Source organism: Pseudoponticoccus marisrubri, from assembly GCF_001482405.1.
In the GTDB taxonomy this organism is placed as follows: Bacteria; Pseudomonadota; Alphaproteobacteria; order Rhodobacterales; family Rhodobacteraceae; genus Pseudoponticoccus; species Pseudoponticoccus marisrubri.
This window is the reverse complement of sequence record NZ_LPXO01000001.1, coordinates 220,285-238,218: the sequence shown is the minus strand read 5'-3', so window position 1 is coordinate 238,218 and position 17,934 is coordinate 220,285. Positions and strand designations below refer to the sequence as shown.

Below are 17,934 nucleotides of genomic sequence, written 5' to 3'. Positions count from 1 at the left end.
CACAGGATGGCACGCGGGATTCTGACAGGGGTGATCTGGGGCGTCGTCGTCTCGGGCGTGAGCGTCGCCGCACTTGGCGTGGCGATCGGCCCGCCCACGGCCGATCCCGGGCCCGAGGCGACCCGCGCGGCGCAGTCGCCCGCGGCTGATCTGGCCGATGACGGGGATGCGCGCGCTCCGGAGGTGGCCTCCAGCGAGGGCGCAGACGACCCGGAAGAGGCCGAGGGCGCGGATCTCGCGCCGGTCGCGCCCGAACAGACTGGCGAGGCGGCCAGCACCACGCCGGAGCCTGCGGCCGAGGCGGTCGCGACGACCGCTGACCCCGATCCGGCGGATACCGATGAGTTGCCGGCGGCCGACGAGAGGGCCGAGCCGACCGCATCCGAGGCGACATCGCCGACAGCAGCGCCCCCGGCCGCGGACCGGCAGGCGGCCGGGGAAGAAATGGCCGCCGCCGCGCCGGAGGTGCTGGAGGATCGCTCGCAACCCGGTCGTCGTCCTGCGCCGGAAAGCGGCGTTGCGCTGCCCCCGCGCCCTGATGCAGCGCTCGACGAGCCTGCGTCGCCGCGCGATGTTGGGGCGGACACGGTGCCGCTGGATCGGCCCGAGGTCGGCGCGGCGCCGGATGCGCTGTCCCCCGGCGTTGAGCCGGCCGAGGGGGCCGAGGTCGCCGTGGCGCGCGATGCGCCGGTCTCGCCTGCGCGGCAGGGCACGGCGCCTGGCGCGCCCAGCCCCGATGCCGAGCCCGACATCTCCACCGATCCCGCGCAACCGCCGATCCCGCAAGTGCCGCAAGGGGAGAGCGCGCTTGTGACCGAGCGGCCCGCGCCGTCGGATGGCCCCGCGCTGGAGCTCCGCCCGGGGACCGAGAGCGCGCCCGAACCCGTGCAGGCCCAGTCGCCCTCCGCGCCGGGAATCGGGCGGCCGGCCACCTCGCTGATCGACCGTGACCCGGCGGTGCGCGAAGGGCGGCTGCCCACGGTGGGGGAGACCTCGGAGACCGCGCCGGCCGAGGCGGCGCCGCGCGCCGGGGACAGCCCGCTCACCCGGTTTGCGGCCGAAAGCACCGCCGATGCGGAGGTGCCGCGCCTGTCCGTCGTGCTGATAGATGATGGCAGCGGCCCGCTGGGCCCCGACGCGCTGGCGGCCTTCCCCTTTCCGGTCAGCTTCGCCATCGACCCGAGCCACCCGACCGCGGCGGAAACGGCCGCGGCCTATCGGGAACGCGGGTTCGAGGTGCTGGCGCTGGCCGACATGCCCGAAGGCGCGCAGGCCGCCGATGTCGAGGTGGCACTGGCCGGGGCGTTGGACGCGGTGCCCGAGGCGGTGGCCGTGCTCGAGGCGCCGGGCGGCGGGCTTCAGGCCTCGCGCGCCGTGTCTTCGCAGGCGACGGCCTATCTCGCGGCCTCGGGGCACGGGATGGTCATGATGCCGAAGGGGCTGAACACGGCCCAACAGCTTGCGGCCAAGGAAGGCGTGCCCTCGACAACCCTGTTCCGCGATTTCGACGGCGAGGGGCAGGACCCGGCCACGATCCGGCGCACGCTGGACCAGGCGGCCTTCCGGGCACGTCAGGAAGGGGCCGTGGTCATGCTGGGGCGGCTGCGTGCCGACACGGTCTCGGCCCTCGTGCTCTGGGGGCTGCAGGATCGCGGCACCAGCATCGCGATGGTGCCGGTGTCGCAGGTCCTGCGCGAGTCGGTTGCCCCGGAGTGAGCCGAAGCCGCTTCGAAGCGGCTTCCAAGGCTTTTGCAAAAGCCTTCCCACCGCCCGGCCCCTGCGGCGCGCCCCTCTTCGCGACGGTGGTGCTGCGGAGAGCGTGCCATGCCCGCGCGGACAGTTGGACGGGGCGAACCCGCTTCGAAGCGGGTTCCGACACCCCGGGTCAGGCCCGTGTCGCCCAGCCTTCCAGCGTGCCGGACAGGTCGCCATACCCGGTGCTGCGCCGCTCGAATGCCAGGCCCAGCCGGTTGGCCTGCGCCTGTGCCTTCTCGGTCAGGGCAGGATCCTCGGTCTGGGCAAGGTAGACCAGCCGCCGGTAGTTGCCGAAATACATGTCGCGCAGTGCCGGGTGGCGGTCCAGTCCCAGCGGCTTCCACACGAAAGCATCGAATTGCCGCACGAGGAAGTCGGTGAGGTAGAAGGCATCGATCTCGTCGCGGGCGGCGAAGCGGTCGAGCCCGTCGAAGAAGGCGTAGCAATGCGGCCCCGCCACCATCTCGACCCCGAGCGCGTCACAAGTGGTGTGCAGCGCGCCGCCCGTGCCGCAATCGGCATAGACCACGCAGATCCGATCGTAATCCTGTCGGTGTTTCTCGACCGCCGCGCGCACGGTATCGGCGATGCGGTCCGGGTGATTGTGCAGGATCGCGGGAAGGCAGGTCAGGTCGAGATGCGTCCAGCCATTGCGGGCCCGGATATCCAGGATCTCGCGGGCCAGTGCACCACAGGCGATCAGCAGAACCCGGCCGCAACAATCGGGGGCCAGCCCGTCCTCGGTCAGTGTTGCATCATCCGGGGCAGGACTGCCCGCCGGCAGGTCACCTGCTGTCCGGTCAGGGTCGGCTGTCGTCATAGGGCACATGCGCCAGGCCCCAGCGGGCACAGAGCACGGCCACGATCAGCACCGGCAACACGGTCAGCACACCCCAGGCCGACATGGCCCAGAGGGTCAGCGCCGCCGCGGCGATCACGGCACAGAGCAGAAGTGCGAAAGACGTCACAGGCATCCATGTCTCCTTTCCCAACCAATATGTGGCATTGATCGCCAAAGAAAAAGGCCCCTTCGCCGAGAAGGAGCCTTCTGTCATGATTTTGCCGAAAGCATGCTCATGCCGCCTGCTTCAGCGCGCGCATCTTGTCATGCGAGTGCTGGAACATCTGCATGTAGCTTTCCAGCATGGGCTTGTCGCGCTCGTTGTCGCGGTGCTGGATCGCCTCGCGAAAGGCGGCGAGCGTGCGGTCCTCGTGCTCTTCGAGCCCGGAGACCAGCGTGTCGTCGCGGTCGTTGAAGATCGTGCCGATGCGCGTCAGATGCGCGCGGCCCTGCTCGACGGTCGAGGCCTCGGCGGGTTCGTGGCCGGCCTCGTCGATCAGCTCGCTCAGCTCCACCGCGACCTTCTCGCGCAGCTCGGCATGTTCGATGAACAGCGACTCGAGCTCGGTCTTGCCGGTGGCGCGCGATGCCTTGCGGTAGAACTCGGCGCCCGATTTCAGGACTGCGACGATGGTGTTCAGGTTGTTCAGACGTTGCGACATTGTACCTCTCCGGTCATGCATTGCAGGCACAACCGGGCAGGTGCGACATAAGTTCCCGTCCGTCAGCCCGCCGCCATCTGGTTGTGCTTGCGGGCGATGAAATCCTTGGCTGTCTCGACCGCCACCGCCGCATCGCGGCAATAGGCATCGGCGCCGATGGCGCGGCCGAACTCCTCGTTCAGCGGCGCGCCGCCGACCAGCACGATGTAATCGTCGCGGATGCCCTGCTCGACCATCGTGTCGATCACGACCTTCATGTAGGGCATGGTGGTGGTCAGCAGCGCGGACATGCCGAGAATGTCGGCCTCTTCGCGCTCCAGCGCCTCGAGATAGTTCTCGACCGGGTTGTTGATGCCCAGGTCGACGATCTCGAACCCGGCGCCCTCCATCATCATGCTGACGAGGTTCTTGCCGATGTCGTGGATGTCGCCCTTGACCGTGCCGATCACCATCTTGCCCTGCTTGGGCGCGCCGGTCTCGGCCAGAAGCGGCTTGAGGATCGCCATCCCGCCCTTCATCGCATTGGCGGCCAGCAGCACCTCGGGCACGAAGAGGATCCCGTCGCGGAAATCATGGCCCACGATGGTCATGCCGCCGACCAGGGCCTCGGTCAGAATGCGGTAGGGCGCCCAGCCGCGCTCGAGCAGGATGTTGACGCCTTCCTCGATCTCCTCGCGCAGGCCGTCATAGAGATCGTCGAACATCTGCTGGACGAGTTCCTCGTCATCGAGTTCGGACAGGATGATGTCGTCTTCGTCTTCGGACATGGGCGCGGTTCCTTTCGCCTGAGCACGCGCTTGGGGCGTGGCCTTCTGAATCTCATGGTCTTTTTGTCGCGCCGCCAATTGGTGGATTGCGACATGGTTCGCGACGTCTCCGACCTTGGCCGGGCCGTTTCGCGCGCGCTTGCGGATGTTCCCGTTGTGTTCTAGTGTCGCGGGATGAGTCATGCCCGACGCCCCATCGATGAAGCCCGCCGCAAGGGACGGGGCGCGACCAGCTGCGATGCCGGCCGGTTCGAGCGCTACGGGCGCGAGGATGTCTGCGATGGCTGGGACATCCCCGAGCCGCAAGGCGTGCTGCGCACCCAAATCTCGGAGGAGCGGCCGCGCAGCGTGATCAATTACACGCGGTCGCCGGACCTGCCCTTTGATCGGACGCTGAACCCCTATCGCGGCTGCGAGCATGGCTGCATCTACTGCTTTGCCCGGCCGAGCCATGCCTATCTGGGCCTGTCGCCCGGGCTGGATTTCGAGACGCGGCTGATCGCCCGACCCGACGCGCCCGAGGTGCTGGCCCGCGAGTTGTCGCGCAAGTCCTATCGGGTGGCGCCGCTGGCGATCGGCACCAATACCGATCCCTACCAGCCGGTGGAGCGGGATCGTGCCATCATGCGCGCCTGCCTCGAGGTGCTGCGCGACTTCCGTCACCCGGTGGCCGTTGTCACCAAGGGCACGCTGATCGAGCGCGATCTCGACATCCTGTCCGACATGGCGGAGCAGGGGCTGGTGCGGGTCGGCCTGTCGGTCACCACGCTGGACCCGGCGCTGTCGCGCAAGATGGAACCCCGCGCCCCGGCGCCTGCGCGGCGGCTGGCCACGATCCGGGCCCTGACCGATGCCGGCGTGCCGGTGCGGGTGATGGCCTCGCCCCTCGTGCCGGCGCTGACCGATCACGAGCTCGAGGCGATCCTGGCCGCGGGGGCCGAGGCCGGGGCCGATGCCGCCAGCTGGATCATGCTGCGCCTGCCGCGCGAGGTGGCGACCCTTTGGCAGGATTGGCTGGAGGCCCATTATCCCGACCGCGCGGCACGCATCATGGGGCATCTGCGCGACATGCATGGCGGCGCGGTCTATTCCTCGAAATGGTTCCACCGGATGCGCGGCGAGGGGCCCTATGCAGAGCTGGTCGCGGCCCGGTTCAAGCGTGCTGCACGGGCGCTGGGGCTGGATCATGCCCAGCCGCCCCTGCGCTGCGACCTGTTCCGGGTGCCCGGCCGGGAAGACGCGCAGCTGTCGCTGTTCTGAGCGGGCAAATTCTGTCGACAGAATTTGCAAATTCCATGAATGGAATTTGTCACCGCAGCACCCGGACCGCCTCCTGGTTGCAGAAGATGACGATCTGGCCGCCATTCTCGACCGCGTGATAGCCGCGGCGGGACAGTTCGCGCAGAAAGCGGTCGCACCCGACGATGCGGTCGATATCGCGCGACTGGCGGCGGATGATGCCACCTTGCGCCACGGCCCGGGCGGAGAAGATGGAGACGAGCCAGTCATCGGGGCGGGTATGGATCGGAGCGCGAGACATGCCATGAGACTTGCCCGAATCCGGTTAACAGCGCGTGAACCGGGCTCAGGCCCGGCGCCGGCGGCCGCCGCGGCGCGGCTTGGCGGGGGCGGACTCGCCGGTGCCGTCGCTCTCGGAAGAGAACCCGCCGAGCGCTTCGGCGATCCGGTCCAGCGTCGGGCGCGGGCCGGGCGGCTGGCTTTCCAGCGCGGCGCGCATGGCTCGCAGATGGTCGGGCATGGTGCCGCAGCAGCCGCCGATGATGCGCGCGCCGGAATCGCGGGCCAGCACGGCGTATTCGGCCATCAGCTCGGGCGTGCCGTCATAGTGAATATGGCCGTCCTCGTATTTCGGGATGCCCGCATTCCCCTTGGCGATGATCGGCCGCTCGGTGCCCTGCGCGACGAAGCCCAGCACGGTGCGCAGCAGGTCCGACGCGCCGACGCCGCAATTCGCGCCGAAGGCCAGCGGCGGGTTGGGCAGCCCGTCGACCAGCTTGACCATGTCGGCCGAGGTGACGCCCATCATGGTGCGCCCGGCCGTGTCGAAGCTCATCGTGCCGCACCACGGCGCGCCGATCCGCTCGAAGGCCTCTGCCGCGGCGCGGAATTCCTCGGGCGCGCTGATCGTCTCGACCCAGAGCAGGTCGGCGCCGCCCTCCATCAGCCCCGAGGCGGTCTCCTCGAACATCTCGACCGCGGTGGCGTGGTCCAGCGTGCCGGCGGCGCCCATGATCTCGCCCGTGGGGCCGACCGAGCCGGCGACGATCACGGGGCGATCGGCGGCATCGGCAATCTCGCGCCCGATCTCGGCAGACAGCCTGGAAAGTTCAAAAGCGCGATGCTGCGCCTCGTGCAGTTTCAGCCGCGAGGCATTCGCGCCGAAGGAATTGGTCAGGAACAGGTCCGAGCCCGCCTCCACCGCGCCGCGATAGAGCGCGCGGATCTTGTCCGGCGCGGTCTCGTTCCAGAATTCCGGCGCGTCGCCCGACATCAGGCCCATGTTGAACAGGTTCGTCCCCGTCGCGCCATCGGCCAAGAGCCAGTCGCGCGTGGCCAGGGCTTTCTGCAAAGCGTCGCTCATCTTTCGCCTTTCGTTCCGGTCGCCTGTCGTGTTCCACATGCGCCACCACAAGGCAAACGCATAATCCGCATCACCTTCATGAGCCAGATCGATGATGTGGGGCCGGGCGGGGCTATTCCAGCCAAGTCTCTGGCAGCGCGTCCTGCAGGCCGGTGACTGCGGCGGCCGACCAGACCAGGGCGCGGGGCAGGTTCCAACCCCAAGCCAGCGTCTCGCGCGTACGGGTCCAGAGCCAGCCACGCGCCGAACGCCGGGCTGCAGGGGCCGCGCAGATCGCGCCGGGTCGGCCCGCCCAGGCAAAGGAGGCCGCGGCGCGCAGGCTGTGGAAGCTTTCGGTCACGAGGATGCGTTTCTCGCCGGCTGGCAGGGCAGGGCGCGAGAAGAGCGCGTTCTCCAGCGTGGATTGCGACGCGCCTTCCCAGCTGACCTGTGCGGGCGGCACGCCGGCGGCGATGGCACGCTGTGCCATGGCGGCGCCGATGGTCAGCCCGTCCTGCGCGGTGCCGCCACCGGTCATGTGCAGATGTCGGGCCAGACCCCGGTCGAACAGCGCGACCCCCGCATCGACGCGGCTCGCGGTGTCGGGGCCGAGGCCCCGGGCGCTGGCCCCGCCGCCCAGAACCACGGCGATCTCGACAGGCCGCTCACGGTCGGTGCAGGGCGGGGTGACGAAACGCGACAGCGTGGGCAGCAGCAGGCAGAGCAGAAGGAAGGCGAGCGCCGCGCGGCGCACCGCCCTCATTCCCACTCGATCGTGCCCGGCGGTTTCGAGGTGACGTCATAGGTGACGCGGTTGATGCCCTTCACCTCGTTGATGATGCGCGTCGCCGTCTCGCCCAGGAAGTCATGCGAGAACGGGTAGAAATCGGCCGTCATGCCGTCGACGCTGGTCACCGCGCGCAGGGCGCAGGCATAGTCATAGGTGCGCCCGTCGCCCATCACGCCCACGGTACGCACCGGCAGGATGGCGGCGAAGGCCTGCCAGATCTCGTCATAGAGCCCGTGCTTGCGGATCTGGTCGATGAAGACCGCATCCGCCTTGCGCAGGATCTCGAGCTTGTCGCGCGTGATCTCGCCGGGGCAGCGAATGGCAAGGCCCGGCCCGGGGAAGGGGTGGCGGCCGATGAAGCTGGCCGGCAGGCCCAGCTCGTGGCCCAGAGCGCGCACCTCGTCCTTGAAAAGCTCGCGCAGCGGCTCGACCAGTTTCAGCCCCATCTTCTCGGGCAGGCCGCCCACGTTGTGATGGCTCTTGATCGTGACGGAGGGCCCGCCGGAGAAGGAGACCGATTCGATCACGTCCGGATAAAGCGTGCCCTGCGCCAGGAACTGCGCCCCCTCGATCCCGTCAGCATATTTCTGGAACACGTCGATGAAGAGCCGGCCGATGATCTTGCGCTTGGTCTCGGGGTCGGAGACGCCGTCAAGCTCGCCCAGGAACAGCTCCTGCTCCTCGGCATGGATCACGTGCAGGTTCATGTGGTCGCGGAACATGCCCACGACTTCCTCGGCCTCGTTGAGCCGCAGCAGCCCGTGATCGACGAAGACGCAGGTCAGCTGGTCGCCAACCGCCTCGTGGATCAGCGCCGCGGCGACCGAGCTGTCGACCCCGCCTGAGAGCGCGCAGATCACCTTGGCATCGCCCACCTTTTCGCGGATCCTGGCCACCGCTTCCTCGCGATAGGCGCCCATGGTCCAGTCGCCGGCAAAGCCCGCCTCGCGCACGAAATTCTCGTAGAGGGTCTTGCCGTTGGGGGTGTGGTGCACCTCGGGGTGGAACTGCACGGCGTAGAAGCGGCGGTCCAGATCGGCGGTCACCGCAAAGGGCGCGCCGGGCGAGGTGCCGTAGACCGCGAAACCGGGGGCCAGCGCGCTGACATGGTCGCCATGGCTCATCCAGACCTGCTCGCGCCCCGAGCCGTCCATGAACCAGCCGGCCAGCAGGTCCGTGCGTGTCTCGGCCGGCGTGACCCAGGCGCGACCGAATTCCGAGGTGCCCTCGCCGGCGACGACGGTGCCGCCGAGATCCTGCATCATGACCTGCTGGCCATAGCAGATGCCCAGGATCGGCACGCCCAGGTCATAGACCGATTTGGGCGGGCGGGGGCTGCCCTCGCGCGTGACGCTGTCGGGCCCGCCCGAGAAGATCACCGCCCGCGGCGCGAACTCGGCCAGGAAGGCGTCGGTGACGTTCTGGTAGGGGTGGATCTCGCAATAGACGTTAAGCTCGCGCAGGCGGCGCGCGATCAGCTGCGTCACCTGAGAGCCGAAATCGATGATCAGAAGGCGGTCATGCTGGGTCATGGCCCCGCTTTAGGCACAGCGGGGCGGGCGCGCAAGGCCCACGCGGCCGCGTCAGTCGCAGATCACGTGCACGATCATCGCGCCGACGATCCAGACGATCAGGGCGCCCGCGATGGCGGTGCCCGGCGCATACCATTGCCCGACCAGCCCGCCGATCGCGACGGCGAGACCGATACCGCCGACGAGCCCCATCAAGGGCTTTTTCCTGCCTCGCCAGTCCATGCCGCCCCTCCGTCGATCCATGCGCCGCCAGGTGCATCATGCCGGCAGGGGACCGTGGCGCCTTGATCTGGCGCAGGGTCGGACGCTCAGCCGCCGTTCCGCAGCCTCGCGTCCTGCCGCACGCGGTGGCGGTTCAGCAGCAGCGTGCCGCCGATCCAGATCAGGAAACACAGGGCCAGCGACAGGCCGAAGCCGATCGCGCCGGTCAGAAAGCCCAGCACGGCCACGAGAAAACCGGCGATCAGAACGCCGGCCGTGCCCCATTTGGCGGGGCGGTCCTTGACAGGTGTCGACATGGGAACCCTCCGGAAAGTCGCCGGTCAACGCGCGCGGCGCCGAATGGTTCCTCAGCCCATGGACGAGCCGCTATGCCCGCGGCGCCGGGCGCGGCGCGTGTCGTGGATCTCGCTCCAGATGGCGATGCCGGTCCAGCTGAGCACGTAGAGCGCACCGGCGGCCAGCACGATCCAGCCGGGCAGGGGGCCCACGCTCGAGCGCTCCAGCACCTCGTCCCAGGTGGTCAGCGGCACCGGGTGCACGACGATCTTGCCGATGAAGGCCACGGACTGGATCAGCAGGATCCACAGGTAGTTGCGCCGGATGCGCCGGCCGACGGCGGTAAAGAAGCTGATATGGTAGTTCGGCCGCAGGTAATCATTGGCCAGCACCTCCTGCCAGTTCTCTTCCAGGTGCAGGTCGCCCTCGATCAGCATGGGGGCGTAGAAATTCTGCTCCATCCAGCGGCAGCGCGCACGCCAGACGTTGAAATAGCGGTAGCGCCGCGCCTCCAGCACGAGAAAGAGAATGATCAGCACGCCGACCAGCACCAAGGGCAGGGGCGAGGCCCCGGGCGCGGCAAAGGAGATGGACAGCGCGATGCCCAGCGTGACCACCGCCCAGTTGGTCGTGGTGTCCAGCCGCGTGCGCCAGATCGTGCTGCGATAGACCTCGCCGCGGTAGAGATGCGCAATGGCGCCGATCTCGGCCGCGGTGAACTGGCTGCGTTCCGCCTCTTCGGGCATGCGACCCCTCCCTGACGCCTGCACGCCCATGATGGCGCGAAGCCCTGCCGCGGTAAACCCGCCGGGCCCGCGGGCCCGATCATGTCGCTTTCGCATGTGACGTGCCGGAATTCGTCGATGGCCGGGTGCCGTTGCACGTTAGAACCGGGAACAACCCGGCGGTGCCGCCCCTTGGCGGTGCCCGAACCTTGGCAGAGGGCAGACCCATGGCAGAAGTGGCAGCGCGCAGACGGTCCCGGAGCGGTGGCGGTGCCGCAAGGCGGGCCGAGCGCAGCGCGGTGACGATCGAGACCGCGCGCTATATCGAGCGCAACATTCCCGATTTCGAGGTGCTGACCGAAGAGGCGCTGGAGATCATCGAGACCAATGCCGAGACGGTGCTGGAAGAGATCGGCGTCAACTTCGTCAACACCCCCGCCGCTCTGGAGCGCTGGCGCGCTGCGGGCGCCGACGTGCAGGGCGAGCGGGTGCGCATCCCCCGGGGCCTGGCCCGCAAACTGGCCGCCACCGCGCCGGCGCGCTTCACCCAGCACGCGCGCAACCCCGCCAAGTCGGTCGAGATCGGCGGGCGCAACCTCGTGCTGGCTCCGGTCTACGGCCCGCCCTTCGTGCGCGATGCAGAGGGCGGGCGGCGCTATGCCACGATCGAGGATTTCCGCACCTTCGTGAAGCTGGGGCAGATGTCCAAATGGCTGCACCATTCCGGCGGCACGATCTGCGAGCCCACCGACATCCCGGTCAACAAGCGCCATTACGACATGCTGCTGGCGCACATGACCCTGTCGGACAAGCCCTTCATGGGGGCGGTGACCGAACCCAGCCGCGCGCAGGACAGCGTCGACATGGCCGGCATCCTGTTCGGGCCCGATTTCGTGCGTGACAACACGGTGATGACCTCGCTGATCAACATCAACTCGCCGCTGACCTTCGACGAGACGATGATGGGCGCGCTCGAGGTCTATGCCGCCAACAACCAGGCCTGCATCATCTCGCCCTTCATCGTGGGCGGTGCCATGGCGCCGGTCTCGGTCGCGGGCACGCTGACGCAGGTGCTGGCCGAGGTGCTGGCGGGCGTGGCCTATTCGCAGCTGATCCGGCCCGGCGCGCCGGTGATCTTCGGCGCCTTCGTCACCTCGATCGACATGAATTCCGGCGCGCCCACTTTCGGCACGCCCGAGGCCAGCCAGATCACCTATGGCGCGGGCCAGCTGGCGCGGCGGCTGGGGCTGCCCTATCGCTCGGCCGGGTCCTTCTGCGGCTCCAAGCTGCCCGATGCGCAGGCTGCTTACGAGACGGCGAACTCGCTCAACATGGGGCTTCTGTCGGGCGTGAACTTCATGCTGCACGCCTGCGGCTGGCTGGAAGGCGGGCTGGTGGCCAGTTTCGAGAAATTCGTGATGGATGCCGACCAGCTGGGCGCGCTTCACAAGATGGCCGAGGGCGTCAGCTGCGACGCCAATGCCCAGGCCATGGACGCGATCCGTGAAGTGGGGCCGGGCGGCCACTACCTTGGCTGCGCGCACACGCAGGCCAATTTCAAGCAGGCCTTCTGGCGCTCCGAACTGCTGGACTACAAGCCGTTCGAGACCTGGTCCGAGGAGGGCGGGCGCGACACCGTGCTCTTGGCGCAGGCGCGGATGCGCAAGCTGCTGGACAGCTACCAGGCGCCGCATCTCGATCCCGGCATCCACGAGGCGCTGACCTCTTACGTGGCGCAGCGCAAGGCGGCCATGAGCGACAGCTTCACCTGATTCGCCACCGGGCCGGGTCGCTGGCACCTGTCGTTGTTTCCGAACGGGAAACGGCCCGCGCGACGCCGCTGCGGAACGCAGCGCGAACATGCACCGCCCCGGCCGCGACCGGGGCGGGTCTGCTTCAGGCCTGGCGCGTCTCGCGCAGCAGCCGGGCCTCGCCCATCATGGCGGTCAGCAGCGCCACGTGGCGGCTGACCGAATAGGTCGCGCTCTGGCGCTGGCGATGGGCGTTCATCTCGGATTCCAGCTCGACCAGCTGCATCAGCGCCGCCCCCGGCCGCGGCAGGCTGCCATAGCCCAGAAGCCGGTTGAGATGCGCATCGCGACAGTAATCCTGCGCCCCGATCCGGGCCGCGCGGATCAGCAGGCGCGGCCGGCGCAGGTCGCTCAGAATGCCAAGAATATCCTTCATGTCGTGCTCCCCCGAACTGGCGTGACGGGATCAGCGTGACACAACTCAAAGTGGTGTTGCCGGCGGGCGCAGAGCGGCGCACGGCGCTGTCAGGACTGTTTATAAATTGTTCTGAAAGATCACATTGAAAATGTTCCATTAACTTCTCGGTAAGAAGCACACGCCAAGGTTGCGAAGTTGACGGGTGGGGACAAGTCTGTGGAAAAGGCCTGCCATGGGAGCGCGAATGGATGAGTCGGGAACACATGTCATGCGGCCGCACTGGCCGTCCTGGGTGCCCGATGCCGCGCGGGTCTATCTCGCGCATACCGAACATGGCGCGTCGATCCGCGCGCTGGCGCGGCAGGCGGGCTGCCATGCCTCGACCGTGCTGCGCCAGGTGCGCCGGATCGAGACGCGGCGCGACGATCCTCTCGTGGATGCCGCCCTGCGCCAGCTTGGCGACGCGGATCCCGTCACGGCCGGAAAGGAACAGCTGATGAGCGCGATGAATGACATGCCCCTGCCGCCCGACGAACAGACGCTGCTGCGCGAGGCGCGGCGCGTCCTGCGCCGGCTCTGCGAGACCGGGGCCGTGCTGGCCGTGGCGGCCGAGATGGACAAGGCCGTGGTGGTGCGCGACACCGGCGATGGCGGCAGCACGCGCACCGCGGTGGTCGATGCGCCGGTGGCGCAGGCCATGGCGCTGAAGGACTGGATCGCCTGCGGGGCGCCGGGCCGCATCTCGCGCTACCGCATCACCGCCACGGGGCGGCAGGCGCTGAACCGCATGGTGGCCGAGCAGGAAAGCCGCGTGCGGGGCTTTGCCGAGGCGCAGGCCGGATTCGAGACGGGCCGCGCCGCCGAGGCCGCGCTGGACGCGGTCGAGCGCGACCCGCGCGCCCGGCGGGGGCGTTACATGCTGGCCGAAAGCCCGCTGACCGCGCTGGCCCGCCGGCGCGAGAAGGACGGCACCCCCTTCCTGCCCGAGGCGCTGGTCGCCGCGGGCGAGCGGCTGCGCGAGGATTTCGAGCTCAGCCAGATCGGCGCGCGCCAGGACCGCAACTGGGACCAGTTCCTGATGGCCGACCCGATCCCGGCCGAGGCCGCCGGCGGCGATGGCGCGGCCCGGGCCCGGCACCGGGTGCAGGCGGCGCTGCGCGATCTGGGCCCCGGGCTGGGCGACGTGGCGCTGCGCTGCTGCTGCTATCTCGAAGGGCTCGAGGTGACCGAGAAGCGGCTGGGCTGGTCGGCCCGCTCGGGCAAGATCGTGCTGCGCATCGCGCTGCAGCGCCTGCGCCGCCATTACGACGAGGCCGCCAAGGGCGGCGGCGACCTGGTGGGCTGAGGAAAGTCAGCCCCTTGCGGCCCGTGCAACCCCGCGTCCCATTGTAACAGCCCGCCCGGCCGCACGCGCGACGGCGGCGGGCAAGTGGTTGGGATCGGGGCAGAAAAGGCGCAGGGGGCACTGGTTACCTTTGGGGATGCGTCACTGCGCAGTCAGCGAAGCCGTACTGGAAAAACCCCCTGCACGCCCTTATTAAGGAGGGAATGACACAGGGAAGAGGGGAATTTTCCGTGCGCGATCTCAAGATCCCCGGCGAGCGGCATCCCGAAAAGGCGCATCGCCCCGACAACGCCCAGCCGAAGAAACCCGACTGGATCCGCGTCAAGGCCCCGGGGGGCGAAGGCTACCTAGAAACCCGCCGAATCATGCGCGAGCACAAGCTGGTCACCGTCTGCGAGGAGGCCGGCTGCCCCAACGCGGGCGAGTGCTGGAACCAGGGTCACGCCACGATGATGATCATGGGCGAGATCTGCACCCGCGGCTGCACCTTCTGCAACGTGGCCACCGGCCGGCCCGACGCGCTGGACCTGTTCGAGCCCGGCCGCGTCGCCGATGCGGTGCAGAAGCTGGGGCTGAACCACGTGGTGATCACCTCAGTCGACCGCGACGACCTGGCCGATGGCGGGGCCGAGCATTTCGCCCAGACGATCCGCGCCGTGCGCCATCGCTCGCCCGGCACCACGATCGAGATCCTGACGCCCGACTTCCTGAAATGCGATGCCGGCGCGCTGGAAACCGTGGTCGCGGCCAAGCCCGACGTGTTCAACCACAACCTCGAAACCGTGCCCGGGCTCTACCCGACGGTGCGGCCGGGGGCACGCTACTTCCACTCGCTGCGCCTGCTGCAACGCGTGAAGGAGATCGACCCCTCCATCTTCACCAAGTCCGGCATCATGGTCGGTCTCGGCGAGGACCGGCAGTCGGTGACGCAGGTGATGGATGACATGCGCGCAGCTGATGTCGATTTCCTGACCATCGGCCAGTACCTGCAGCCGACGCCCAAGCATCACCGCGTCGACCGTTTCGTGACCCCGGACGAATTCGCGGCCTATGAGAAGACCGCCTACGGCAAGGGCTTCCTGATGGTTTCGGCCACGCCGCTGACGCGGTCGTCCTACCATGCGGGCGATGATTTCGCCCGGCTGCGCGATGCGCGCGAGGCCAAGCTGGCGCAGGCCCGCCCGGTCTGACAGTGTTGCGGGGCCGCGTGGCCCCGCCAGGCCTTTACTCCGACAGGGGCGGCAGCGCCTTGACATAGGCCGCGACGGCGTCGCGGTCTTCTTTCGTCAGGGCGGCGAAATTCTCCACCACCTCGGCCATGTGCCCGCCCACCGCGTCGAAATCGGGGGTGAACCCGGTTTCCAGGTAATAGGCGATATCGGCCGCCGACCATGTCAGCTCATCCGGGGTCAGCGGCGGGATCGTGCCGCGGCCCGACGGGTTAGGCGCCCCGCCCATCCAACGCGCGGTGTCCAGACCGCCCAACGCGTTGCGCGGCGTGTGACACTCGGCACAATGGGCCAGCGCCTCGACCAGGTAGCGCCCGCGCTCCAGCTCGGCCGGGATATCCTCGATCACGTAGTCATCGCTGAAAAACAACAGCTTCCAACCGCCCAGCGAGCGGCGGATGTTGAAGGGAAAGCCCACGTCATGCGCCCTCGACGGGGTCGCGTCGGCGGGCAGGGTCTGCATGTAGGCCCAGAGATCGGCCAGGTCCTGGTCGGTGATCTTGGCATAGGCACCGTAGGGGAAGGCCGGATAGTAATGCTGGCTCTCGGGCGAGACGCCGCGCGTCACCGCGTTGGCGAGATCCTCCAGATCCCAATCCCCGATCCCCGCCTCGGGATGCGACGAGATGTTGGGCGCGTAGAAGGTGCCGAAATCGGACGGGAAGGGCTGGCCGCCGGCCAGGACCAGCTTGGCCTCCCCCTCGGCATCGGGGGCGTGATGGCACGAGGCGCAGCCCGCGGCGGTGAACACCGCCTCGCCCCGGTCCGCCGCGCCGGTCAGCCCGTCGAACCGGGCGGCATCGACGCGGCTGGGCGCGGTGAGCCAAAGCCCGATCCCGATGGCGACGATCGCCACCGGGATCAGAAGTGTCAGAAGACGGCGCATGCGGGGTTACTCGGATGCGCGGTAGTCGTCGTGGCAATCCTTGCAGGCCCCTGCGATGGCGCCCATGTTCTGGCCGATCGCCTGCTGACCGTCACCCACGGCGGCCTGCATGGCCACGGCGGCCTCGCCCAGCGCTTCCCACTTGGCGACCACGTCCTCGACATTCTCGAAGGCGGCGGGCAGGGCGCGGGTGCCGTCGATCGATTCCATGTCGGTGCCCTCGGGCCACATGGCGCGCTGGTCGACCATGGTCACCGCGACCAGCGAATCGGCCGCGGCCTGCGCTGCGTCGGCGTCATACTCCACCGTGCCGCGGGCCATGCCGCCGAGGATGCCGAGGTTCAGCGCGAGGATGTTGAATTGCCCCTGGCGCGCCTTCACGGGCTGCGGCAGGTCCTGGGCGAGGGCAGGGGTGGCGAGAACGGCACAGGCGGCCAATGCAGCGAAGGTGTATTTCATCGGTATCTCCCAAAGGTGCAATAACGCCACGATACTATGGACGCGGAATGTGACAATGTCATTCTCGCCCGCCGCACAGGGTCGTGTCCATGCCCGCGCAGCCCGAATATTGACAGCTTGGCGGCCGCCTCAGCCGGTGAAGCGGACCTTGCCGATATAGGGCAGGTTGCGGTTGCGCTGCGCGTAATCGATGCCGTAGCCCACCACGAACTCGTCCGGGATCTCGAACCCCGTCCAGTCGGCGCCGAAATCCACCTCGCGCCGCGTCGGCTTGTCCAAGAGCGCGATGGAGCGCAGCCGTGCCGGCTTGCGCGAGGTCAGAAGCCCGGTCACATGGCTGAGCGTGTGGCCGGTATCGACGATATCCTCGACCACCAGCACGTCGCGCCCCTCGATCCCCGAGCGCAGATCCTTGAGGATGCGCACCTCGCGGCTCGATTCCATGGCATTGCCGTAGGAGGAGGCCTCGAGGAAGTCGACCTCCACCGGCAGGTCCAGCTCCCGCACGAGGTCGGCGATGAACACGAAGGAGCCGCGCAGCAGCCCGACCACCACCAGTTGATTCGTGTCGCCGAACTCGCGCTTGATCTCCTGGGCCAGTGCCTCGATCCGCGCGGCGATCGCCTTGGCCGAGATCATCTCGTCTACGACATAAGGACGCTGTGTCATGAGCCGCCTCTTGATTTCCCCGACGCACCATACGACATCTGTCCGCAATGTCAGGCCTTTGAAGGAGCGACATGCCGACCCATTCCGAGACCCGCACGCTGCCTTACACGGCCGCGCAGATGTACGACCTCGTGGCCGACGTGGGCGCCTACCCGGAGTTCCTGCCCTGGACGGCGGCGGCCCGGATCCGGTCGCGCAAGGACGAGGGCGACCACGAGGTGATGCTCGCCGACCTGGTGATCTCCTTCAAGGTGTTCCGCGAACGCTTCGGCTCCAAGGTCACGCTGTGGCCCGGCGAGAACCGGATCGATACCGAGTATCTCGACGGTCCGTTCAAGCACATGATCTCGAAATGGGCCTTCCGCGACGTCGACGGCGGCTGCGAGGTCTCCTTCTTCGTCGATTTCGAGTTCCGCAACCGCATCCTGCAAGGCGCGGCGGGGATGTTCTTCTACGACGCCATGCAGCGCATCGTGCGGGCCTTCGAACGGCGTGCCGCGGCGCTTTACGGGGCGCAGGGCACCGCGCGGCAGGCCTGAGCACGCGTTAACCTTGTTCCCCGAAATCGCGGCGGTCTGCCCGGTTTCTGCCATATTTCCGTCCCATCCTCTGTGGCGTATCCTGCCCGGAGGTGACGCCATGCCCTCGCTCTTCAACGCGCCGGCCTACACGGCCGCGCCTGTTCCGCCGGCACCCGACGCCGCCCGAGGCTGGGCGCCGCCAGTGCTGGACACACGGCCCGAGACCAAGCCCAGCCCGCTCTTCCCGGCCCCCGCGCCGACCCCGCCGGCCCGCAGCGAACCCGCGGCCCGCGTGGCCGAGGCCTTGGCCCGCATGCCTGCCGATGACCCCGCGCCCACGGACACCGCGCGCCGGGCCGATACGGGATATGCCGCCGCGAACGAGACCACCTCCGAACCCTCGCCGGCGCGCCTGCTGATGACCGCGTGAACCGTGGGATCAGACTCGCAGCAAACCGTTACGCAAAGCTTGCAGCTCGCGCGGAAACAGGCGGAAAACCCGCCA

The 17,934-nt window shown here is 68.6% G+C and carries 22 protein-coding genes; 7 read left to right on the top strand and 15 right to left on the bottom strand.

The annotated features are described in order from the left end of the window. The first annotated feature begins 6 nt into the window (after positions 1–6). Positions 7–1,716: a divergent polysaccharide deacteylase family protein gene (locus AVJ23_RS01165; protein ID WP_058860317.1), complete on the top strand. Its 1,710-nt coding sequence runs from the start codon at positions 7–9 to the stop codon at positions 1,714–1,716. Between the two features lie 169 nt (positions 1,717–1,885). Here AVJ23_RS01165 and AVJ23_RS01160 read toward each other — a convergent pair whose 3' ends face one another. The 4 genes from AVJ23_RS01160 to AVJ23_RS01150 all read right to left on the bottom strand — a co-directional run bounded on the left by AVJ23_RS01160 (position 1,886) and on the right by AVJ23_RS01150 (position 4,025). Continuing rightward, complete coding sequence (locus AVJ23_RS01160) at positions 1,886–2,575, bottom strand: DUF1638 domain-containing protein (protein WP_084794196.1); 690 nt, start codon at positions 2,573–2,575, stop codon at positions 1,886–1,888. Next, positions 2,556–2,729: a hypothetical protein gene (locus AVJ23_RS23045; protein ID WP_169795921.1), complete on the bottom strand. Its 174-nt coding sequence runs from the start codon at positions 2,727–2,729 to the stop codon at positions 2,556–2,558. Before AVJ23_RS23045 ends, AVJ23_RS01160 begins: the two co-directional genes overlap by 20 nt. A 100-nt stretch (positions 2,730–2,829) precedes the next feature. Continuing rightward, positions 2,830–3,258 carry a PA2169 family four-helix-bundle protein gene (locus AVJ23_RS01155; RefSeq protein ID WP_058860316.1) on the bottom strand — a complete coding sequence of 143 codons (429 nt, stop codon included), beginning with the start codon at positions 3,256–3,258 and terminating at the stop codon, positions 2,830–2,832. A 62-nt stretch (positions 3,259–3,320) separates the two neighbouring features. After that, a complete protein-coding gene (locus AVJ23_RS01150) occupies positions 3,321–4,025 on the bottom strand; it encodes a corrinoid protein (RefSeq protein ID WP_058860315.1) in 705 nt (234 codons plus the stop codon). A gap of 174 nt (positions 4,026–4,199) precedes the next feature. Here AVJ23_RS01150 and AVJ23_RS01145 point away from each other — a divergent pair, with 174 nt between their 5' ends. Continuing rightward, entirely contained in the window at positions 4,200–5,285 is a 1,086-nt protein-coding gene (locus AVJ23_RS01145; protein WP_058860314.1) for a PA0069 family radical SAM protein, read from the top strand. 49 nt (positions 5,286–5,334) lie between these two features. Here the strand turns inward: AVJ23_RS01145 and AVJ23_RS01140 are convergent, their stop codons facing one another. The 7 genes from AVJ23_RS01140 to AVJ23_RS01115 all read right to left on the bottom strand — a co-directional run bounded on the left by AVJ23_RS01140 (position 5,335) and on the right by AVJ23_RS01115 (position 10,172). After that, the gene (locus AVJ23_RS01140; protein ID WP_058860313.1) at positions 5,335–5,565 is read right to left on the bottom strand and encodes a hypothetical protein; all 231 of its coding nucleotides are present in this window, start codon (positions 5,563–5,565) and stop codon (positions 5,335–5,337) included. A 45-nt stretch (positions 5,566–5,610) separates the two neighbouring features. Beyond that, positions 5,611–6,627 carry a betaine--homocysteine S-methyltransferase gene (gene bmt, locus AVJ23_RS01135; RefSeq protein WP_058860312.1) on the bottom strand — a complete coding sequence of 339 codons (1,017 nt, stop codon included), beginning with the start codon at positions 6,625–6,627 and terminating at the stop codon, positions 5,611–5,613. A gap of 112 nt (positions 6,628–6,739) precedes the next feature. After that, positions 6,740–7,369 carry a YdcF family protein gene (locus tag AVJ23_RS01130; protein WP_084794190.1) on the bottom strand — a complete coding sequence of 210 codons (630 nt, stop codon included), beginning with the start codon at positions 7,367–7,369 and terminating at the stop codon, positions 6,740–6,742. Further along, on the bottom strand, positions 7,366–8,928 hold the full coding sequence (guaA, locus tag AVJ23_RS01125; protein ID WP_058860310.1) for a glutamine-hydrolyzing GMP synthase: 1,563 nt from the start codon (positions 8,926–8,928) through the stop codon (positions 7,366–7,368). The genes AVJ23_RS01130 and guaA overlap by 4 nt, the downstream gene beginning before the upstream one ends. A 51-nt stretch (positions 8,929–8,979) precedes the next feature. Next, positions 8,980–9,150 (bottom strand): hypothetical protein, encoded by a 171-nt coding sequence (locus tag AVJ23_RS22725; RefSeq protein ID WP_157772595.1) that lies wholly within the window; start codon positions 9,148–9,150, stop codon positions 8,980–8,982. A gap of 86 nt (positions 9,151–9,236) precedes the next feature. Next, complete coding sequence (locus tag AVJ23_RS01120) at positions 9,237–9,446, bottom strand: hypothetical protein (RefSeq protein ID WP_058860309.1); 210 nt, start codon at positions 9,444–9,446, stop codon at positions 9,237–9,239. Positions 9,447–9,497: 51 nt separating this feature from the next. Further along, entirely contained in the window at positions 9,498–10,172 is a 675-nt protein-coding gene (locus AVJ23_RS01115; RefSeq protein ID WP_058860308.1) for a DUF2270 domain-containing protein, read from the bottom strand. Positions 10,173–10,378: 206 nt separating this feature from the next. Between AVJ23_RS01115 and AVJ23_RS01110 the strand changes: the two genes are divergently transcribed. After that, on the top strand, positions 10,379–11,923 hold the full coding sequence (locus AVJ23_RS01110; protein WP_058860307.1) for a trimethylamine methyltransferase family protein: 1,545 nt from the start codon (positions 10,379–10,381) through the stop codon (positions 11,921–11,923). A 124-nt stretch (positions 11,924–12,047) separates the two neighbouring features. Here the strand turns inward: AVJ23_RS01110 and AVJ23_RS01105 are convergent, their stop codons facing one another. Beyond that, positions 12,048–12,338 carry a DUF6477 family protein gene (locus tag AVJ23_RS01105; RefSeq protein WP_058860306.1) on the bottom strand — a complete coding sequence of 97 codons (291 nt, stop codon included), beginning with the start codon at positions 12,336–12,338 and terminating at the stop codon, positions 12,048–12,050. Positions 12,339–12,564: 226 nt separating this feature from the next. Here AVJ23_RS01105 and AVJ23_RS01100 point away from each other — a divergent pair, with 226 nt between their 5' ends. Beyond that, positions 12,565–13,665, top strand: a complete 1,101-nt coding sequence (locus AVJ23_RS01100; protein ID WP_058860305.1) for a DUF6456 domain-containing protein — start codon at positions 12,565–12,567, stop codon at positions 13,663–13,665. A 230-nt stretch (positions 13,666–13,895) separates the two neighbouring features. After that, entirely contained in the window at positions 13,896–14,855 is a 960-nt protein-coding gene (lipA, locus tag AVJ23_RS01095; protein WP_058860304.1) for a lipoyl synthase, read from the top strand. A gap of 34 nt (positions 14,856–14,889) precedes the next feature. Here the strand turns inward: lipA and AVJ23_RS01090 are convergent, their stop codons facing one another. From AVJ23_RS01090 to hpt, 3 genes are all read right to left on the bottom strand, one after another. Next, positions 14,890–15,780 carry a c-type cytochrome gene (locus tag AVJ23_RS01090; RefSeq protein ID WP_058860303.1) on the bottom strand — a complete coding sequence of 297 codons (891 nt, stop codon included), beginning with the start codon at positions 15,778–15,780 and terminating at the stop codon, positions 14,890–14,892. Positions 15,781–15,786: 6 nt separating this feature from the next. Further along, the gene (locus AVJ23_RS01085) at positions 15,787–16,239 is read right to left on the bottom strand and encodes a c-type cytochrome (protein ID WP_058860302.1); all 453 of its coding nucleotides are present in this window, start codon (positions 16,237–16,239) and stop codon (positions 15,787–15,789) included. Between the two features lie 129 nt (positions 16,240–16,368). Further along, positions 16,369–16,908, bottom strand: a complete 540-nt coding sequence (gene hpt / locus AVJ23_RS01080; RefSeq protein WP_058860301.1) for a hypoxanthine phosphoribosyltransferase — start codon at positions 16,906–16,908, stop codon at positions 16,369–16,371. A 71-nt stretch (positions 16,909–16,979) separates the two neighbouring features. On the opposite strand from hpt, the gene AVJ23_RS01075 reads away from it, so the two are divergent. Both AVJ23_RS01075 and AVJ23_RS01070 read left to right on the top strand, forming a co-directional pair. Beyond that, positions 16,980–17,447, top strand: coding sequence for a type II toxin-antitoxin system RatA family toxin (locus tag AVJ23_RS01075; RefSeq protein WP_058860300.1), 468 nt, complete (start codon positions 16,980–16,982; stop codon positions 17,445–17,447). 100 nt (positions 17,448–17,547) lie between these two features. Continuing rightward, positions 17,548–17,859, top strand: coding sequence for a hypothetical protein (locus AVJ23_RS01070; protein WP_058860299.1), 312 nt, complete (start codon positions 17,548–17,550; stop codon positions 17,857–17,859). Positions 17,860–17,934: the final 75 nt, after the last annotated feature.

Excerpts from the sequence above, each read along its gene's own strand:
- AVJ23_RS01165 (WP_058860317.1), top strand. The coding sequence starts at position 7 with ATGGCACGCGGGATTCTGACAGGGGTGATCTGGGGCGTCGTCGTCTCG.
- AVJ23_RS01160 (WP_084794196.1), bottom strand. The coding sequence starts at position 2,575 with ATGACGACAGCCGACCCTGACCGGACAGCAGGTGACCTGCCGGCGGGC.
- AVJ23_RS23045 (WP_169795921.1), bottom strand. The coding sequence starts at position 2,729 with ATGCCTGTGACGTCTTTCGCACTTCTGCTCTGTGCCGTGATCGCCGCG.
- AVJ23_RS01155 (WP_058860316.1), bottom strand. The coding sequence starts at position 3,258 with ATGTCGCAACGTCTGAACAACCTGAACACCATCGTCGCAGTCCTGAAA.
- AVJ23_RS01150 (WP_058860315.1), bottom strand. The coding sequence starts at position 4,025 with ATGTCCGAAGACGAAGACGACATCATCCTGTCCGAACTCGATGACGAG.
- AVJ23_RS01145 (WP_058860314.1), top strand. The coding sequence starts at position 4,200 with ATGAGTCATGCCCGACGCCCCATCGATGAAGCCCGCCGCAAGGGACGG.
- AVJ23_RS01140 (WP_058860313.1), bottom strand. The coding sequence starts at position 5,565 with ATGTCTCGCGCTCCGATCCATACCCGCCCCGATGACTGGCTCGTCTCC.
- bmt (WP_058860312.1), bottom strand. The coding sequence starts at position 6,627 with ATGAGCGACGCTTTGCAGAAAGCCCTGGCCACGCGCGACTGGCTCTTG.
- AVJ23_RS01130 (WP_084794190.1), bottom strand. The coding sequence starts at position 7,369 with ATGAGGGCGGTGCGCCGCGCGGCGCTCGCCTTCCTTCTGCTCTGCCTG.
- guaA (WP_058860310.1), bottom strand. The coding sequence starts at position 8,928 with ATGACCCAGCATGACCGCCTTCTGATCATCGATTTCGGCTCTCAGGTG.
- AVJ23_RS22725 (WP_157772595.1), bottom strand. The coding sequence starts at position 9,150 with ATGGACTGGCGAGGCAGGAAAAAGCCCTTGATGGGGCTCGTCGGCGGT.
- AVJ23_RS01120 (WP_058860309.1), bottom strand. The coding sequence starts at position 9,446 with ATGTCGACACCTGTCAAGGACCGCCCCGCCAAATGGGGCACGGCCGGC.
- AVJ23_RS01115 (WP_058860308.1), bottom strand. The coding sequence starts at position 10,172 with ATGCCCGAAGAGGCGGAACGCAGCCAGTTCACCGCGGCCGAGATCGGC.
- AVJ23_RS01110 (WP_058860307.1), top strand. The coding sequence starts at position 10,379 with ATGGCAGAAGTGGCAGCGCGCAGACGGTCCCGGAGCGGTGGCGGTGCC.
- AVJ23_RS01105 (WP_058860306.1), bottom strand. The coding sequence starts at position 12,338 with ATGAAGGATATTCTTGGCATTCTGAGCGACCTGCGCCGGCCGCGCCTG.
- AVJ23_RS01100 (WP_058860305.1), top strand. The coding sequence starts at position 12,565 with ATGGATGAGTCGGGAACACATGTCATGCGGCCGCACTGGCCGTCCTGG.
- AVJ23_RS01090 (WP_058860303.1), bottom strand. The coding sequence starts at position 15,780 with ATGCGCCGTCTTCTGACACTTCTGATCCCGGTGGCGATCGTCGCCATC.
- AVJ23_RS01085 (WP_058860302.1), bottom strand. The coding sequence starts at position 16,239 with ATGAAATACACCTTCGCTGCATTGGCCGCCTGTGCCGTTCTCGCCACC.
- hpt (WP_058860301.1), bottom strand. The coding sequence starts at position 16,908 with ATGACACAGCGTCCTTATGTCGTAGACGAGATGATCTCGGCCAAGGCG.
- AVJ23_RS01075 (WP_058860300.1), top strand. The coding sequence starts at position 16,980 with ATGCCGACCCATTCCGAGACCCGCACGCTGCCTTACACGGCCGCGCAG.
- AVJ23_RS01070 (WP_058860299.1), top strand. The coding sequence starts at position 17,548 with ATGCCCTCGCTCTTCAACGCGCCGGCCTACACGGCCGCGCCTGTTCCG.